This window comes from Stappia sp. BW2 (assembly GCF_008107695.1).
Taxonomy (GTDB): Bacteria; Pseudomonadota; Alphaproteobacteria; order Rhizobiales; family Stappiaceae; genus Roseibium.
The window spans coordinates 185,144-202,614 of sequence record NZ_VIRG01000058.1 but is presented as its reverse complement, the minus strand read 5'-3'; the positions used below and the strand labels follow the sequence as shown (position 1 = coordinate 202,614).

The following is a 17,471-nucleotide window of genomic DNA, read 5'->3' as shown; positions in this document are numbered from 1 at the left end:
CGCTGGTTCAAGAATGGTCCGTCCAGAGGGGAGAGGCAAATGAGCGGCGAGGCATGCCCCTGTGGCAGCGGCAAAGATTTCGATCTGTGCTGCGAGCCCTATCTTTCCGGCAAGGCTGTGCCGGAAACCGCGGAGGCGCTCATGCGCTCGCGCTACAGTGCCTATAGCCAGCAACTCATTCCTTATCTGAAGGAAACGCTCTGGCCGAAGTATCAGCCTGGATTCGATGCGCAAGGCACCGCTCGCTGGGCGGCGGAAAGCCACTGGACGGGTCTCAGCGTGTTGGCCACCGACAAGGGCGGCCCGGCCGATCGGGACGGCACCGTGCTTTTCGAGGCGAAATACCTGTCCGCGGGCCAGCTTCACACACACCGGGAACTGAGCCGCTTCCGCAAGAAAGTCGGACGCTGGTACTATGTGGAAGCCGTGCCGGAATAGGTGTTTGGCTTTCTGGCGGGTTGTTACGATTGTTGCTCATGAAAAAATCGTCCGGTCCCTGCGATTGGCGGCGGGGGCAGGGACCGGACCAATTTGCGGATAGAAGGGGAGGCAGCCCTCAACATCCGCAACAAGGAGATCGGGAAGGCCCACGGCAAGAGGCAGCCGGAGGGCAGTCGACAGGGTCGAATCGACTCTCGTTCTCTGTTTGTTCTTTTTAGCATGATTCACTGGCCCAGCGTCAAGCAGGGAATCGACCAATAGGCAGGTAGGGGTGCAAGAAGGTGCTTGCCACGATGAGGGAAAATCAATGCGCCGTCAGCCTCCAGGACGTTATCACACATCTGTGAAACCTGACCGGCTGCGTTTGAACGATTGCCATAGATTATTAAGCCAGTCATGTCACAAATACGGAAGACTACTCATAAGGGACCCATCAGTGCGTTTTTCGGCCAATTCCTGGACCAAGCGTTTGCAATGCGCCGCCTCGTCGCTGGGATTGGGGCAAGGGGCTGACCAGGTCCTGGATTTCCTGAAGGGTGACGGAAGCGACCGGCATGCGGCAGGCCGGATGGCGGTGTCGACCTTCGCCGTACGGATCGCTGGTGCGGCTCTCGCCTATCTGTCGCAAATCGTGCTTGCCCGCCTGTTGGGGGCGCATGACTACGGTCTTTATTCGGTCGCCTGGACCTTCGTGATCATTCTGGGCGTGATGGCATGCGGCGGGTTTTCCACCTCTGCCAGCCGGTTCATCCCGCAGTATCAGCAAAACGGTGACATGGCGCGCCTGCGTGGGTTCCTGCACACCAGCCGTCAAATGGCGTTCTTACTGGGCGGCGCGGCAGCGGTCATCGGCATCGGTTGCGTTGCCCTGTTCCGGTCGTTCCTCGATCCGTCCTATTTCCAGCCGTTGACCGTCGTTCTGCTGGCATTGCCCTTTTTCGCATTCGGCCTGGTGCAGGACGGGATCGCCCGCAGTTACGACTGGTCATCGCTGGCGATGCTGCCCACCTATATCTGGCGGCCGCTGGCCATCCTGTTTCTGCTGGTTTGCGCTGTGCTGGCGGGGTTTCAGCCCGACGCGCTGACGGCTGCCGTGGTGGCCGTGGCGGCCACCGTCCTGGTCGCGCTATACCAGTTTCTTCATCTGCGCCGGCGGCTGTCTCCTTGCGTTCCGCGGGGGCCGCGACAGACCGAGTTCGGGTCCTGGCTGGCGGTGTCCATGCCGATGCTGATGGTCGACGGTTTCCTGCAGCTGATTACCAGCGCCGACGTGATCATGGTCAGCTTCTTTCAGCATCCGGACGAGGTCGCGGTCTATTTCGCTGCGTCCAAAACGCTGGCCCTGGTGCATTTCGTTTATTTTGCCGTGCGGGCGGCTTCGGCCCATCGCATTTCCAGCTTCACTCACAACGAGGATCTTTCGGGGCTTGCCGGTTACATGCGGCAAGCGACCCTTTGGACCTTCTGTCCGTCAGTGGCCGCGGGGGCGGGCCTGCTTTTGATTGCGCCCCTGCTGCTGGCCCTGTTCGGCAGCGACTTTGAAAGCGGCTACGAGTTGATCGCCCTGTTGATGATCGGCGTGCTGGCGCGGGCATCCGTCGGACCAGCCGATGCGCTGTTGACGATGACCGGGCACCAGAAAACCTGCGCCGGCATTTATGCCGGAACGTTTTTCCTCAATGTCATCCTCAATCTCATTCTGATTCCGCTGCTCGGCCTTGCCGGTGCGGCCGTTGCCACAAGCATTGCGATCCTTTTTGAAGCCACCGCCCTTGCGGTTGTGGCAAAACGGAAGCTCAATATCACGACGTTCGTTTTGCCATTGCTTTTTTCCAGGGACCGTCAGGTTGACCAGTAATACCCCGCCTTCCGTGCCGTTTGAGGTTTTGTCCCTTGATCCATTAAGTGCCGAGGTGCCGCTGGACGACTGGCAGACGCTTTGCGCGGCTGCCCTCAGCCCGAACCCGTTTTTCGGTCCGGATTTTCTCTGTCCGTTTCTGGAAAAGATGGACAAACGGCCCGTGCGGCTTCTCGTGGTGCGCGAACAGCCGGCTGGTCGCTGGCTGGTGGCGGCCCCCATCGGCCGCCGGCGATTCGGATTGGCCGTACCGGTCAACACCACCTGGGCGACGGACTATGCACCGCTCGGCACTCCGCTGATCCATCCGGAGGCGAGTGCTGATGCTGTTACCGCTTTCCTCAGTGCTGCCAGGGAGCCGGGACACGCGCTCGCGATTCCGTATTTGCCGCTGCATTCGCAATCGGCCGTCCGGTTGAAGGCGGCGGGGCCCGGAAAAAGGTCGGTTCTCGCAAAATCCTTCCGAGCGAGCCATAACGGTGGCGCCACGGGCAAGGCGCAGCTTGCGGAGGCCGACAGCGGCAAACGGCGCAAGGAAATGCGACGGCTGATGCGGCGGCTGGGGGACCATGGCAAGACCACGTTCCGCAGCTTGTCCGGACCGGACGCCGTCGCCGGGTTCGAGGCGTTTCTGGAACTTGAAGCTTCCGGTTGGAAAGGCCGGTCGGGAACCGCGCTCGTCAGTCAGCCAGAGACGGCGGACTTTGCCCGCACCGCCATTGCCAATCTGGCAGGGCGAAACGCGGTGCGGATCGATCAGCTCTGGTCGGGTGAGACGCTGGTTGCCGCTCTGGTGCTGTTCTTGCAGTCAGGCAAGGTGTTTGCCTGGAAAATCGGCTTTGACGAGGCGTTCGCGCGGTATTCGCCCGGAGCCCAGCTCGCGCTGCAGGCCCTGAAGACAAATCTTGCAATTCCGGGGTTCAGGGTGGCGGATTCCCTTGCCATCCCGGGACATTCGATGATCGAGCCGCTGTGGCGCGGCCGGCTGGAGACCGGTACGCTGCTCTATGCCGACGGTCTCAAACGGGTGCTCTGCAAGACGGATCTCCGGCTTGAACAAACCCTGCGCAGGGCCGCAAGGGCCGTTAGAGCGCGAGTGAGCTCCTAGCCTTCCCCGCCTAGCCCTCCACGCTTTCCAGATCCCGCAATTTCCTGCGAATGATCTTGCCGGTGGTGGTCAGGGGCAGGGAGGTGACGAATTCGATCTCCCGCGGATATTCATGTGCCGACAGGTGTTTGCGGACAAAGGTGCGGATGTCGTTTTCCAGAGCCGAGCCTTTTTCGGTGCCCGGTTTCAGGACAATGAAGGCCTTGACGATTTCCGTGCGCAGCTTATCCGGTTTGCCGACGGCAGCAGCAAGCGCGATGGCGGGGTGTTTCAACAGGCAATCCTCGATCTCGCCCGGGCCGATCCGGTAGCTGGCCGAGGTGATGATGTCGTCGTCGCGGCCAACGAAATGGATATAGCCATCCTCGTCCATCAGGCCCTGATCGCCGGTGATCATCCAGTCGCCGATGAACTTCTCCCGTGTTGCCTCCGGTTTGTTCCAGTATTCAAGGAACATGACCGGATCGGGTCGCCGGATGGCGATCTGGCCGAGGGTTTCTGCCGGCAGCTCACGGCCTTCATCGTCAATGATCGCAACCTGATGGCCGGGCGTTGCCTTGCCGGTGGCGCCTGACCGGCTGACGCCAAGGGCGGCTACGGAGCCGAGAACGGCATTGCATTCGGTCTGGCCGTAGAATTCATTGACCTTGAAGCCGAATTCCGCAGCGAACCAATCGTAGGTTTCCTTGCCGAGGGCTTCTCCGGCGGAGCCAACGCTGCGCCAGACCAGGTTGAAGCGCTTGGATGGATTTTCAACGGACCGCAGCATTTTCAAGGCCGTTGGCGGAATGAAGGCGTTGCGGATCTTCTGTTGTTCCAGAAGACGGAAAGCGAACTCCGGGTCGAACTTGCGCGACGCGTTGCAGACCACCGGCACGCCCAGCGACAGGGCTGGAAACAGTGCGTTCAGCAAGCCGCCGGCCCAGGCCCAGTCGGCGGGGGTCCATAGCAAGTCGCCGTCTCGGCCAAGGAAATTCTGCGAAAGCTCGATGCCGGGCAAATGGCCGAGCAGTACCCGGTGACCATGCAGCACGCCTTTGGGCTGTCCGGTGGTCCCGGAGGTATAGATCATCAGCGCCGGGTCGTCGGGGCTGGTCGCAAGGGTCTGGTAATCGTCGGAGGCCTTTTCCAAAAGGTCGTCAAAGCCGAACACACCGCTTTGCGGGCCGTCGACGGAGATCACCAGATCGAGACCGGGAAGGTCGGACCGGATGTCGGCAAGCTTTGCCAGACCTGCGGAATCGGTCACCAGCACACGCGCACCGGAGTCGGCGAGCCTGTAGCGCAGCGCCTCCAGTCCAAACAGGGCCGCCAAAGGCACGGCGATTGCGCCGGACTTATAGGCCGCCAGATGCGCGATGGCGGTTTCGGGGATCTGCGGAAGCAGCAGGGCGACTCGGTCGCCGCGGTTCAGGCCAAGGCCCTCCAGGGCGTTGGCAAAGCGGTTGGCCGCCCGGTTCAGGGCAAGGTGGCTCCAGTCCCGGTGCGAGCCGTCTTCAAGAACCTGACGGATAGCAAGACGGCCGGGGTCCTGCGTGGCCCACTGGTCGCTGACGGCTGCGGCCATGTTGTACTGCGCGGGCCGAGGCCAGCGGAACGTTTCTTTCAGCGCGTCGTAGTTGGAGGTTGGCTGCAGCATGTCAGAGCGTCCGGTGCATCAATTTTAAGCAGCGGAGTTTAGGGTGGCCATTGCTGCAGTGCAATAGAGTCGACGTCTTCGACGAAAATCGGGGTCCGGCCCCTAGTCTCAATAACCGGATTTCCGCCAATTCAGAGCATTTTGGGGAAGTTGCCGGGCAGTCATTTCTTCGCGAGCGGATGGGCGCTTTCGACCAGTTCGCGCAGGCGTTCGTCCAGAACATGGGTGTAGATCTGCGTCGTGGAAATGTCGGCATGGCCCAGCAACTGCTGCACCACTCTAAGATCGGCACCGTTCTGCAAAAGGTGAGAGGCGAAGGCGTGACGCAGAACGTGAGGAGAAATCTTGCCGGCATCGAGCCCGGCGGCGATGGCAAGGTCTTTCAGCTCGCGCGCGAAATGCTGGCGGGTCAGGTGTCCGCTGTCGCCGTGAGAGGGAAACAGCCAGGGGCTTTTTTCGTAAGCACCTTCGGCAGCGCGCAAACCGACATAATCCTTCATGGCGACTTGCGCGGCACGCGACAGCGGCACCAGGCGCTCCTTGCCTCCCTTGCCCTTGATTTCGATCAGGCGCGCATCTCTGAGGGCTGCGGTGACCGGCAGGGCAACCAGTTCCGAAACGCGCAGGCCGGTGGCATAAAGGACCTCTATCAGCGTGTACATGCGCTGCGTGCGCAAACGCGCCGCGGCGCTTTTCTGGGGCTTTTCGGTTTCCGTCCGCGCGGTCTCTATCAGCTTGTCGACATCTTCCATCGACAACACCTTTGGCAGGCTCGCGCGTTTTTTCGGGGCAGACAGGGTGCGCGTCGGATCGTCTTCCCGCGTGCCTTCCGCGTAAAGGAACTTGTAGAACTGCTTCAGCGCGGACAGACGTCTTGCCTGCGAGGTTTCGGCGAACCCGCGCCGGTTGAGATTGCCCATGTAGGCCGAAATGTCTTCGGATTGCGCAGACGCGAGGGGTTTGCGCCCGAGAAAGCCAGAGAAGTCCTCCAGGTCGCGGCGGTATCCGGCCAGCGTGTTTTCCGCCGCACCGCGTTCGGCGGCCAGCATTTCCAGGAAGTTTTCAAGATCGAAACCGGTTGCCATTGCGTATGCCTTGGGAAAGGACCTGATGCATGTCCCGTGGATGACCTGTCAGTTGAACACGCGGCCTATCGGCCGAAGCCGTCTTTTTTCACCCGCACCTCGATCTGCCGTTCGCGCGGTTCGACGAGATTGGCCAGGGAATAGATCGCGCCATAACCGAGTGCGCCGAGCAGCAGCAGCACGAGCAACAGGCGGGTCAGGGTCGGCACGTCGGCTGTCTCCAGGTCAGGGTATCGGTTCCCTTGCGGGCAAGCGAATCGGATACGGGATTGTTTCAACAAGGCGGGGGTGCATGCAAGGCAAAGCAGCAGTTTGTGAGGCGGAGTTCCCCCGTGTCTTTTTTGACGAATATGCTAAAACGCCGCCATGACAGAATACGACAAGGCGCGGTCTTCCGAAGGAGGATCCGCGGAGACAGACGTAAAACCCGTTGATCTGGCCCGGCTGGTAGCCGCCCTGGGGCAACGGTCCATCGTTCTGGTGGGAATCATGGGGTGTGGCAAGTCGACGGTCGGCAAGCGGCTGGCGCATCGGCTTGGACTTGAATTTGTCGATGCCGATACCGAAATCGAGCGCGCGGCCAACATGAGCGTTGCGGAAATTTTCGCCGAGCATGGCGAGCCTTATTTCCGCAGCGGTGAGGAACGGGTGATCGCCCGTCTTCTGCGTGAAGGTCCGCAGGTGCTCGCAACGGGCGGCGGTGCGTTCATGAGGGAAACGACGCGTGCGGAAATCGCAGAACACGGCCTGTCCATCTGGCTGAAAGTCGATTTCGACACGGTCATGGCACGGGTTCGGCGCAGGTCCACGCGGCCGCTGTTGCAGAACCCCGATCCCGAGGGCACCATGCGCAAGCTGATGGCTGACCGCGAACCCGTTTATGCCAAGGCGGCATTGACGGTGACTTCCAGGGACGTTCCGCATGAGGCTGTGGTCGATCAGATCGTTGCTGCCCTGGCGGATCATCTCTTCAAGCGCGGGGCTCCTGGCGCCGCGCAAACATCAATGTAATGTCTTGAATGATAAAGCGTGACGGCATGGTAGACACGGTAGTGGCAAAAGCAATGTTGGGCCGGGACGAAAAAGTCGTCCGGGTCGATCTTGGCGCACGCAGTTACGACATCAAGATCGGCCGGGGGCTGCTTGAGGGTGCGGGAGCGGAAATTGCCGCGGTCATGCCTGGTGCGCGTCTGGCGGTCGTTGCCGATGAGACAGTCGCAGGCCTTCACTTGAAGGCTTTTTCGCAAAGCCTGAAGGCTGCCGGGCTAGAGCACACCGTCATTACGGTGCCTGCAGGGGAAAGCACCAAGTGCTTCCGTGAATTCGAGCGCCTGTGCGACGAGGTTCTGGCTGCCCGGCTGGAACGCGGTGACGCTGTGGTGGCGCTTGGCGGTGGTGTCGTCGGCGATCTGACCGGGTTTGTCGCCTCCGCCGTACGTCGTGGCATGGCTTTCATTCAGGTGCCGACAACGCTTCTTGCCCAGGTCGACAGCTCCGTCGGCGGCAAGACCGGCATCAATTCACGTCATGGCAAGAACCTGATCGGCGCCTTTCATCAGCCCGCGCTGGTGCTGGCCGATACGGCCATTCTGGACACGCTGCCGTTGCGCGATTTTCGTGCGGGCTATGCGGAAGTTGCCAAATACGGTCTTCTGGGCGATGCCGACTTCTTCAGCTGGCTGGAAGCCAACTGGCAGGCGGTGTTTGCCGGTGGGGCGGAGCGGGACGAAGCCGTCGCCCGGTCCTGTCAGGCAAAAGCGGATGTGGTGGCTGCGGACGAACTGGAGTCCGGACGCAGGGCGCTGCTCAATCTGGGTCATACGTTTGGCCACGCGCTGGAATCGGCCGTCGCCTACGAGACCGAGCGTCTGGTGCACGGCGAAGGTGTCTCCATCGGAATGATGCTGGCGCATGAGTTTTCCCAACGTCTCGACCTTATCGGTCAGGACACCGTCGATCGCGTTCACAGACATCTGAGCGATGTCGGTCTGCCTGTGCGTCTGCAGGACATTCCCGGCCAGTTGCCGCCAGCAGGGACCCTTATGGATATCATCGCACAGGACAAGAAGGTCAGCCGGGGCGCGCTCACCTTCATTCTTACGCGCGGCATCGGCGAAGCCTTTGTCGAAAAAGGCGTGGATCCCGCGCTGGTATCTGACTTCCTGAAGGAGAAACTCGAGGCATGACGGAAACGGCTCTCTGGCTGGCGATTGTCGCCGTCTTCGTTCTCCTGTTCCTGTCCGGCTTCTTTTCCGGCTCGGAAACGGCGCTCACCGCCGCATCGCGCGCGCGCATGCACCAGATGGAAAAAACCGGCGACTGGCGCGCCCGGGTGGTCAGCCTGCTGATCGCCAACCGTGAACGGCTGATCGGCGCGTTGCTTCTGGGCAACAACCTGGTCAATATCCTGGCGTCTGCGCTGGCAACCAGTGTGTTCCTATCGCTTTTCGGCGACGCCGGCGTGGCGCTTGCGACTTTGGTGATGACCGCCCTTGTTCTGGTTTTTGCCGAAGTGCTGCCCAAGACCTGGGCCATATCGAACCCGGAGCGTTTTGCGCTGGCAGTGGCACCGATCGTGCGTTTCGTTGTGGCGGTGTTCGGCCCGATCGTCGTCGGGGTGGAGTGGATCGTCCGCAACATTCTGAAGCTGCTTGGCGTCAATATCGGTGACGACACCTCGATCCTGTCGCCGCACGAGGAACTGCGCGGCGCCGTCGATCTGCAACATATCGAAGGCGGCCTGGAAAAGGGCGAGCGCGACCGTCTCGGCGGGTTGCTCGATCTGGCAGAGCTGGAAGTTTCGGACGTGATGGTTCACCGCACCAACATGGTGGCGCTGAATGCGGACGATGCGCCGGACAAGCTGGTCAACGCTGCACTGGCATCGCCCTACACCCGCCTGCCGCTCTGGCGCGGGGAGAGCGATAATTTCGTCGGCGTGCTTCATGCCAAGGATCTGCTGCGCGCGCTGCAGGCTGCCGGTGGGGATGCTGCGAAGATCAACGTTCTCGATATCGCCGCCCCGGCCTGGTTCGTTCCCGACACGACCTCTCTGCAAGATCAGCTCAACGCCTTCCTGCGGCACAAGTCGCATTTTGCTCTGGTGGTCGACGAGTATGGCGAGGTGATGGGCCTCGTCACGCTGGAAGACATTCTGGAAGAAATCGTCGGCGAGATCGCCGACGAACACGACGTGGAACTGGAAGGCCTGCGGCCGCAGGCGGACGGCTCGGTGATTGTCGATGGCTCGGTGCCGATTCGCGACCTCAACCGCGCTGCCGACTGGAGCCTGCCGGATGACGAGGCGACGACGATTGCCGGTCTGGTCATTCACGAAGCCCGGATGATCCCGGACGAGCGCCAGATCTTCACCTTCCACGGCTTCCGCTTCACGGTGCTGCGGCGGGAAAAGAACCGCATCACGCGCCTGCGCATCATGCCGCTTGGCCAGACGCCAGGCGTCAAAATGCCGGCAGGCGCCGCCCAGGCAGTCGCCGGTGCGGCTGCGAAAGCGGGCGGGTAAACGAGAAACACCCGGCTCTGAGGGCCGGGTGGAGCTAACCAGGTTGATTGTGTGCAGATCCGGGAGGTTGCGAGAAAGCGGCCTGTCAGCCGCCTGCCATCCGGGCGGCGCGCGGGTCGGGTTCGCTGTCGGAGCGGATTTCCAGCGCCAGGGCATGAACACCGCCGGCAATCTCGTCAGCAAGCAGATCGTTGATCGCCCGGTGCCTTGCAATCCGGTTCATGCCTTCGAAAGCGGCTGCGGCAATCTGTACACGGAAGTGGGTTTCTCCACCCTCGCGCCAGCCGCCATGGCCCTTGTGCTTGTCCGACTCGTCAATAACGTTCAGAAAAGACGGTGAAAAAGCTGCAGACAGTTTGTCGGTGATCGTTTGCTTCGTGCTCATTTGTCTCATTTGGCGTAGCTGTTTTCGAAGTTCAAGTCTTTCATGGTCCGACCCTGCCTGATACAGTGCCGGGCTCTTCGACTTTCGACGTCCGGTCCGAGGAAATTAACTTTGGATACCGGGACAATGCAACGGCCTGTGGCTTGCCCACATGCTCTCACACTTCAATATTTCGGCGCATGAAACTGGACTCAAAACTTTTCGACAGCATCCGCGTGAAACCGGACAAGGAACGGGCCGACAAGGGCCGTCATCCAGTGTGCGATCATCCGGGTTGCAAGCGACCGGGCACGCACCGGGCGCCGAAAGGGCGCGACCGGGAAGGGCAGTATTTCAATTTCTGCGTTGACCACGTGCGCGAATACAACAAGTCCTACAACTATTTTACGGGCATGGGCGATGACGACGTGCGCACCTATCAGAAGGACAGTCTGACAGGGCACCGGCCAACCTGGAAAATGGGTGTAAACCGGCAGGCCGCCGATGGTCCGGACGGGTTCGACGCACGCTCCAACATGCGCTCCAACGCGCAGCGACGAGCCGAGCAAGTGCGCCGTCCGCGCGAAAGAAAACTACTAACGCTTGAAAAACGATCCCTGGATGTGCTCAATCTGCCTTACACAGCCCGTGGCGCCGAAATCAAAGCGCGCTATAAGGAGCTTGTTAAGTTGAACCATCCGGATGCCAACGGCGGTGACAGGTCTTCCGAAGACCGCCTGCGGGAAATCATTCAGGCGTATAACGTTCTGAAAAAAGCCGGTTTCCTTTAGAGCCTGCAGGTTCCTGCGGGCTTTTTCCAAACGACCCTTCCCGAAAAATGCGGGACTGCGGAGGACTGATGACTGAGACGACGACTGCGGCCATGGCCATGCCGGACACTGAAATTTCCGTAGAAGAGGTTTTCGGTTTCAAGTCCGACCTCAAGGTACCTGCATTTTCCGCGCCGTCAGAACACGTGCCTGAGCGTGATGAGGATTACCTTTTCGACCGTGCCACCACATTGGCGATTCTGGCGGGGTTTGCCCACAATCGGCGGGTGATGGTGACCGGGTATCACGGCACCGGCAAATCAACCCACATCGAACAGGTGGCTTCGCGTCTCAACTGGCCGTGTATCCGCGTCAACCTGGACAGCCATATCTCCCGTATCGATCTCGTCGGTAAAGACGCGATCGTGATCAAGGATGGCAAGCAGGTCACGGAATTTCGCGACGGTATCCTGCCGTGGGCCTATCAGCACAATGTCGCGCTGGTGTTCGATGAATATGACGCCGGCCGTCCGGATGTGATGTTCGTGATCCAGCGTATCCTGGAATCTTCCGGCCGCCTGACGCTTCTGGACCAGAGCCGCGTCATTCGCCCGCACGCGGCCTTCCGGCTGTTCGCCACGGCCAACACGGTTGGTCTCGGCGATACCTCCGGCCTGTACCACGGCACGCAGCAGATCAACCAGGCACAGATGGACCGCTGGTCGATCGTTACCACGCTGAACTATCTGCCGCACGACAACGAGGTGGATATCGTCCTGTCGAAGGCGAAGCACTTCCAGTCGGAAGAAGGCCGCAACACCGTTTCCAAAATGGTGCGCCTGGCAGACATGACCCGGAACGCCTTCATCAACGGCGACCTGTCGACCGTCATGAGCCCGCGTACGGTCATCACCTGGGCGGAAAACGCGCAGATCTTCGGCGATATCGGGTTCTCCTTCCGTCTGACCTTCCTCAACAAGTGCGACGACATGGAACAGTCTCTGGTGGCCGAGTTCTATCAGCGCTGCTTCGGCGAAGATCTGCCGGAATCCTCTGTCAACGTAGTCATGAGCTGAGGTCCCGATGGCACCACGGCCGGGTCATAATTCCCTTCCGGGCAACAAGCCCGCGCCGAGCACCGAGCCGTTCAAGCAATCGGTGACCGGCACCATGCGGGCGATTTCCGGTGAGTCGGAACTGGAAGTCATCTTTTCCGGTGACCGGCCCGGTCTCAGCGGCATGTCCGCGCGCCTGCCCGAGCCTTCGCGCAAGATCAACGCACGGGAAATCGCCATTACCCGCGGTTTGTCGGACAGTATTGCGTTGCGCATCGCCTGCCACGACAAGGCCGTGCATTCCAAGAACATGCCGCAGGGCCCGGACGCCCGGGCGATTTTCGAAGCGGTCGAGCAGGCCCGCTGTGAAGCTGTCGGTGCACGGCGCATGCAGGGCGTCGCCGACAACCTGTCGGAGATGCTTGACGACCGGTTCCGCAAGTCCGGTGCGCCGGATATCAGCAGCCGGGAAGAAGCGCCGCTGCAGGACGCCCTGTCCCTGCTGGTACGTGAGCGCCTGACCGGGGCAAAGCCTCCGGAAAGTGCGGAAAAGCTTGTCGACATGTGGCGTGGCTGGATCGAGGACAAGGCTGGTGCCGACCTCGACCGGCTGGAAGCGGAGGTCGAGAACCAGAATTCCTTCGCGGCCCGTCTGCGTGACGTCCTGAAATCGCTCGACATGGGCGATGAGCTTGGCGACCAAGACCAGGACATGGACCCGGAAGAAAACGAGGACCAGGGCAACAACGACGAAGCCGAATCCGGCGACGACAGCGAAGAAGACAGCGGCGAACAGGATGCCTCTCCGCAGGAGATGGAACTTTCCGGCGAAGAGCAGGACAGCGGCGATACGGAAGCTGCCGAAGCCGACATGGAAGACTTCGCCGACCAGGACATGTCGGAGGACACAGAGGAGCCGGGCGAAAGCGACCGGCCCGACCTGCCGACCTCCAACCGGCCGGAAACCGATTACAGGGTGTTCACCACCCAGTTCGACGAAACGATTACTGCCGAAGAACTTTGCGATTCTGCGGAGCTCGAGCGTCTGCGCGGGTTCCTGGACAAGCAGTTGACCCATCTGCAAGGGGCCGTGGCGCGCCTGGCCAACCGGCTGCAGCGCAAGCTGATGGCGCAGCAGAATCGGGCCTGGGACTTCGACCTGGAAGAAGGGCTTCTGGACACGGCCAGGCTGACAAGAGCCGTGACCGATCCGATGGCGCCGCTTGCATTCAAGCAGGAACGGGACACCAATTTCCGCGATACGGTCGTGACGTTGCTTCTGGACAATTCCGGATCTATGCGCGGTCGGCCGATCACCGTTGCAGCCACTTGTGCCGACATTCTGGCACGCACGCTGGAGCGGTGCGGTGTGAAGGTCGAGATCCTCGGCTTTACCACCAAGGCCTGGAAAGGTGGCCAGTCGCGCGAAAGCTGGATCGGTGCCGGCAAGCCGCCCACTCCGGGACGGCTGAACGATCTGCGCCACATCATCTACAAGTCCGCGGACGCTCCCTGGCGGCGCGCCCGGCGGAACCTTGGCCTGATGATGCGTGAAGGTCTGCTGAAGGAGAACATCGACGGCGAAGCCCTGTTGTGGGCTCATGACCGGCTGATGGCGCGGCCAGAACAACGCCACATCCTGATGATGATTTCCGACGGTGCTCCGGTGGACGACACCACGCTGTCCGTCAACCCGGGAAACTATCTGGAGCGGCACCTGCGCTATGTCATCGAGGAAATCGAGACCCGGTCGCCGGTCGAACTGATCGCCATTGGTATCGGCCACGATGTGACGCGCTACTACCGCCGCGCCGTGACCATCGTTGATGCCGAAGAACTGGCGGGTGCCATGACGGACCAGCTTGCCGATCTTTTCGACGACGAGGTGGACACATCCTTCAATGCGCGTGGCGGTCGACGCCGTGCGGGTCGTCGTTAGTCGGCAGGACCGGGACAACATGGCAGCAGAAGGGCGTCGTCCCGCAGTTGGCATTGCGCTGGCAGCCGTCGTTCTTTCGGCTCTGTTGTGTGCGGTCCCTCTCCGCGCTTCCGCGCAGGAGCTGCTGTCGGCCGGACAGCCGGTCCCGTCGCGTACCCGGCCCATCGAGACGTTCCGCATCGGGGCGGAAGATGCGACATTCGGCAAGCTTACCTATCTGGGCGGTCTTGAGCTGATTGCTGCCGACCGCAAGGTTGGCGGACTGTCCGGGATGATCAGTCTGGATGGCGGCAACGGGTTTCTGGCTGTCACGGACAACGGCCATTGGGTCAGCGGCCGGATCGAGCAGACAGCGGACGGCAAGCCCTCGGGGATCACAGACTTGCGTTTCGCCCCGCTGCTTGGTGCGAACGGCAAAAAGCTGGACAAGCGCTGGGGGCACGATACGGAGGCGCTTACACTGTCGGGCTCCGGACTTTATGTAACCGCCGAAACCCGCAATGCCATCTATCATTTCCCCTGGCCGATCTCGACAGGCAAGGAAAAGATGATCGGCGAAGTCGCACTGCCGCAAGATATTCGTGATCTGCCACGAAACACCGGGCTGGAAGCATTGGCTGCCGGGCCGGAAGACAGCCCGCTGGCGGGCAAGCTCGTTGCTGTCGCGGAATCCGCGCCAAGCGATCTGCACGACCTGTCGGGCTTCATCATCGGTCCGAAGGGCACGGAACGCTTCTCCATCCGCCGGCATGACCGTTTCGATGCGACCGATGCCGCGTTTCTGCCCGGTGGCGACATGGTTCTGATGGAGCGGCGCTTCACCCTGCGCGACCTGATCGGCATGCGTCTGCGCCGGTTCAAGGGAGCGGACATCGTTCCCGGAGCGGTTCTGGAAGGCGAGTTGCTGCTGGAGGCCGACTTCAACTCCCAGATCGACAACATGGAAGCGCTCGGCGTTCACACCAATGAAAAGGGTGAGACGATCCTGACGCTCGTCTCCGACAACAACCGCTCGATCCTGCAGCGAACCCTGTTTCTGAGGTTTCGGCTGGAGGAATAGGGGTTCTCAAGCCCGCTGTCTGTGCGGCTTGGCTTCCTTCCTTCTTTTTCGGAAATTTCGCCTGCACAGGCAGGTCATCAGAAGCGGAAAAGCAAAAAGGCGCCGTGAAGCGCCTTTCCCTCATCCATGCCGCAGATAGGTTGAACCTTCTGGACCCTTAGGCCGCGCGCTCATCCGGCAGCGCTCGAAAGAGGCCCAGAACGATCCGGTAAGGGGCGAGCAGGACGACGGCGACGAGCATCTTGACCAGGAAGTCGCCGACGGCCAGCGAGACCCACAACAGCGTCTGGGTATCCTCGCTGATGCCGAGAAACGGCACAGGGAAGGCGAGCGAGCTGTTTTTCATACCGAACAGGCTGTCGATGAAGGTGAAGCTGGCGGAAAAGGCGATGCCGAAGAACAGGAGCGTGTCGATGACCGAGCCGATGAAGGACGAGGTGACCGGTGCCTTCCACCAGGCCAGCTTGCGCATGCGGTCGAAGATGGTCACGTCCAGCAACTGCGCCACAAGGAAGGCCGTGCCGGAGGCGATGGCGATGCGGGGCGTTGCCAGCCACACCGACAGGGCAACGGCAATCAGGAAGCCGGCCATCACCACCTTGCGGGCGGCTGCCGGGCCGAAGCGGCGGTTGGTAAGGTCGGTTACCAGAAAGGCGACCGGATAGGTGAAGGCGCCCCAGGTGAGCGTATCGGCCAGGTTGATGCCGCCGATGATATGTTCGACCGGGAACTGGACCAGAAAGTTGGAGGCCACGACCACAGCCGCCATCGCCAGAATGGCAACAACGTGATGGCTTGCGGAAAATGTCCGAGTGTCGGTCATGTGTTCACCTCACAACGACAGACGCCCAACCGATATCGATTGGGCGTTCTGAAAAGGTTCTTTGCAAGTGTCAGAGCGGCCTGCTGCCGAGAACGGCCTGGCAGGCGCTTCAGGCCTTAAGCAGCAGCGGCTTCAGCCTGCTTGCGCTTGATGTTGACCTTGATCTTGCGGGCAGCGTCGGAAAGCTCAGCGTCGCTGGCCTTCATCAGGTAGGCGTCCAGGCCACCGCGGTGTTCGACGGAGCGCAGAGCGTGTGCGCAGACCTTCAGCTTGAAGGTTTCGCCAAGCGTGTCGCTGATGAGAGACACGTTGCACAGGTTCGGGAGGAACCGGCGGCGGGACCTGTTGTTCGCGTGAGAGACGTTGTTGCCCGTCATCACATCTTTGCCGGAGAGTTCGCAACGGCGTGCCATGATATCACCTTTTGTTTTCGTGGCTGGGCCGTTACTTTGAACCCAGCAAGTCCAACCGGAACCGGCGCGGACCTGAGGCCCGGCGACATCGTCTCCGGCATTTCTCGGAAAAAGTTGCCCCGCTATAATGGGACTGGAAGCCAACGTCAAGACATCTGAGCCGCTTTGCCGAGATTCACTGCTTTTATTTGCATGATGCCCTGCCGTTAACCAGTGAGTTACCATAATTGAGAATGATTGGGGTCGTTCAACGACCGGGATTCATGGTATCTTTCCGTCGCGGAACTCTCATGGCGCGGGGGCGCAATTCGCTGCCAGGCGGCAGTCCGGAGGTTTTGAAGTGTTCGGTTTGATGTCTTTCGGGCGGCTGGTCGCCCTGCCAATGCTTGCTGCGGCACTGCTGACGACACCGGCGGAAGCCAAGAAAAACAGCGTCGGTGGCCTGTACAATATCTCGATTGCCGGCTTCAAGGTCGGGCGCGGAACACTGTCGCTCGTGATGCAGGGCAATGCCTATTCGGCCAAGGTCAGCCTTGAGCCCGCGGGGATCGGCACGCTGTTCTCCACCGGCAAGGGTGGGGCGGAAGCATCCGGCTGGATGGTGGGTTCACGCGTCGTGCCGTCGAAATACCGCATGGCCTCGCACGCCTCCAATCTCGATTTCTACGTCAATCTCAGCCAGGGGTCCGGCAGCATCCGGTCCATGGAGGTCGCGCCCCAGTTCAAGCCGAATCCGGAACGGATCAAGGTGACGAGCCGGCATACGCGGAACGCGATCGATCCGCTGAGCGCGGCGCTGATGCCGGTTGGCCGGGCCAAGGATAGTCTCGGACCGAAAGCCTGTTCCCGCCGTCTGCCGGTGTTCGACGGCTGGACACGGTTCGATATCAAGCTGAGCTACGCCGGTACCAAGGAAGTCTCCGGACACGGTTATGACGGCCCGGTGGTGGTGTGCAAGGCCCGCTGGGTGCCGGTCGCGGGTCACCGTCCGTCCAAGGATTCGGTCAAATACATGGCCAAAGCCAAGATGGAAGTCTGGGTCGCACCCATGGGGCGCGACAACGTGCTGGTGCCGTACCGAATTTCCATCGACACGAAGAACGGCCGGCTAGTGGTTGAAGCCGACAAGCTCAAGATCGACGGTGCCGGCAGCGATCAGGCGTCCGCCGACTGATTTCCGGTCTTTCGTGACGCTCCTTGCAGGCCCTTTTTCGGCATGAAAACAAGGACGAAGGGGCGTTCCGGTTTCCCGCAACCGGCACGCCGAGGCTTGCACCTACTTGCGTCTCTTGATACAGCCCCCACGTATGCGTTCAGGCGCGCGTGAGCGGCCTGAAGCATCTTGCGTTGTTCAAAGGCGGCAAAGATGCTTGAACGTCTTTGAAATGATCGA

The 17,471-nt window shown here is 61.0% G+C and carries 17 protein-coding genes; 11 read left to right on the top strand and 6 right to left on the bottom strand.

The genetic code is table 11. The annotated features are described in order from the left end of the window. Positions 1-39 precede the first annotated feature (39 nt). From FMN63_RS09110 to FMN63_RS09100, 3 genes are all read left to right on the top strand, one after another. Positions 40-438 carry a YchJ family protein gene (locus tag FMN63_RS09110; protein WP_148583644.1) on the top strand — a complete coding sequence of 133 codons (399 nt, stop codon included), beginning with the start codon at positions 40-42 and terminating at the stop codon, positions 436-438. Positions 439-877: 439 nt separating this feature from the next. Beyond that, a complete protein-coding gene (locus FMN63_RS09105; protein WP_209001031.1) occupies positions 878-2,299 on the top strand; it encodes a lipopolysaccharide biosynthesis protein in 1,422 nt (473 codons plus the stop codon). Then, positions 2,289-3,407, top strand: a complete 1,119-nt coding sequence (locus FMN63_RS09100) for a GNAT family N-acetyltransferase (RefSeq protein ID WP_148583643.1) — start codon at positions 2,289-2,291, stop codon at positions 3,405-3,407. The genes FMN63_RS09105 and FMN63_RS09100 overlap by 11 nt, the downstream gene beginning before the upstream one ends. 10 nt (positions 3,408-3,417) lie before the next feature. Here FMN63_RS09100 and FMN63_RS09095 read toward each other — a convergent pair whose 3' ends face one another. From FMN63_RS09095 to FMN63_RS29555, 3 genes are all read right to left on the bottom strand, one after another. Then, positions 3,418-5,046: an AMP-binding protein gene (locus FMN63_RS09095; RefSeq protein ID WP_148583642.1), complete on the bottom strand. Its 1,629-nt coding sequence runs from the start codon at positions 5,044-5,046 to the stop codon at positions 3,418-3,420. 161 nt (positions 5,047-5,207) lie between these two features. Next, complete coding sequence (gene xerD / locus FMN63_RS09090) at positions 5,208-6,131, bottom strand: site-specific tyrosine recombinase XerD (RefSeq protein ID WP_148583641.1); 924 nt, start codon at positions 6,129-6,131, stop codon at positions 5,208-5,210. A 65-nt stretch (positions 6,132-6,196) separates the two neighbouring features. Further along, positions 6,197-6,340 carry a hypothetical protein gene (locus FMN63_RS29555; RefSeq protein ID WP_162855012.1) on the bottom strand — a complete coding sequence of 48 codons (144 nt, stop codon included), beginning with the start codon at positions 6,338-6,340 and terminating at the stop codon, positions 6,197-6,199. Between the two features lie 157 nt (positions 6,341-6,497). Between FMN63_RS29555 and FMN63_RS09085 the strand changes: the two genes are divergently transcribed. From FMN63_RS09085 to FMN63_RS09075, 3 genes are read left to right on the top strand one after another with little or no spacing between them, the layout of a single operon-like run. Next, entirely contained in the window at positions 6,498-7,142 is a 645-nt protein-coding gene (locus FMN63_RS09085; protein WP_205513928.1) for a shikimate kinase, read from the top strand. Positions 7,143-7,195: 53 nt separating this feature from the next. Then, a complete protein-coding gene (gene aroB, locus FMN63_RS09080) occupies positions 7,196-8,317 on the top strand; it encodes a 3-dehydroquinate synthase (protein ID WP_148583754.1) in 1,122 nt (373 codons plus the stop codon). Then, the gene (locus FMN63_RS09075; protein WP_148583640.1) at positions 8,314-9,654 is read left to right on the top strand and encodes an HlyC/CorC family transporter; all 1,341 of its coding nucleotides are present in this window, start codon (positions 8,314-8,316) and stop codon (positions 9,652-9,654) included. Before aroB ends, FMN63_RS09075 begins: the two co-directional genes overlap by 4 nt. 85 nt (positions 9,655-9,739) lie before the next feature. On the opposite strand, the gene FMN63_RS09070 is transcribed toward FMN63_RS09075, so the two are convergent. Beyond that, positions 9,740-10,039 carry a BolA family protein gene (locus FMN63_RS09070; RefSeq protein ID WP_162855011.1) on the bottom strand — a complete coding sequence of 100 codons (300 nt, stop codon included), beginning with the start codon at positions 10,037-10,039 and terminating at the stop codon, positions 9,740-9,742. Positions 10,040-10,218: 179 nt separating this feature from the next. Here FMN63_RS09070 and FMN63_RS09065 point away from each other — a divergent pair, with 179 nt between their 5' ends. The 4 genes from FMN63_RS09065 to FMN63_RS09050 all read left to right on the top strand — a co-directional run bounded on the left by FMN63_RS09065 (position 10,219) and on the right by FMN63_RS09050 (position 14,842). Then, positions 10,219-10,809 carry a DnaJ domain-containing protein gene (locus FMN63_RS09065; RefSeq protein ID WP_148583638.1) on the top strand — a complete coding sequence of 197 codons (591 nt, stop codon included), beginning with the start codon at positions 10,219-10,221 and terminating at the stop codon, positions 10,807-10,809. Positions 10,810-10,877: 68 nt separating this feature from the next. Continuing rightward, complete coding sequence (cobS, locus tag FMN63_RS09060) at positions 10,878-11,864, top strand: cobaltochelatase subunit CobS (protein ID WP_148583637.1); 987 nt, start codon at positions 10,878-10,880, stop codon at positions 11,862-11,864. Positions 11,865-11,871: 7 nt separating this feature from the next. Beyond that, positions 11,872-13,782 (top strand): cobaltochelatase subunit CobT, encoded by a 1,911-nt coding sequence (cobT, locus tag FMN63_RS09055; RefSeq protein WP_148583636.1) that lies wholly within the window; start codon positions 11,872-11,874, stop codon positions 13,780-13,782. Further along, the gene (locus FMN63_RS09050) at positions 13,745-14,842 is read left to right on the top strand and encodes an esterase-like activity of phytase family protein (protein WP_209001030.1); all 1,098 of its coding nucleotides are present in this window, start codon (positions 13,745-13,747) and stop codon (positions 14,840-14,842) included. The genes cobT and FMN63_RS09050 overlap by 38 nt, the downstream gene beginning before the upstream one ends. 157 nt (positions 14,843-14,999) lie before the next feature. Here FMN63_RS09050 and FMN63_RS09045 read toward each other — a convergent pair whose 3' ends face one another. Together FMN63_RS09045 and rpmB are read right to left on the bottom strand one after the other, a co-directional pair. Continuing rightward, positions 15,000-15,665: a VUT family protein gene (locus tag FMN63_RS09045; RefSeq protein ID WP_148583635.1), complete on the bottom strand. Its 666-nt coding sequence runs from the start codon at positions 15,663-15,665 to the stop codon at positions 15,000-15,002. A 116-nt stretch (positions 15,666-15,781) separates the two neighbouring features. Beyond that, positions 15,782-16,078, bottom strand: coding sequence for a 50S ribosomal protein L28 (gene rpmB / locus FMN63_RS09040; protein WP_148583634.1), 297 nt, complete (start codon positions 16,076-16,078; stop codon positions 15,782-15,784). A 340-nt stretch (positions 16,079-16,418) separates the two neighbouring features. Between rpmB and FMN63_RS09035 the strand changes: the two genes are divergently transcribed. Next, positions 16,419-17,252: a DUF3108 domain-containing protein gene (locus FMN63_RS09035; RefSeq protein ID WP_209001029.1), complete on the top strand. Its 834-nt coding sequence runs from the start codon at positions 16,419-16,421 to the stop codon at positions 17,250-17,252. Positions 17,253-17,471: the final 219 nt, after the last annotated feature.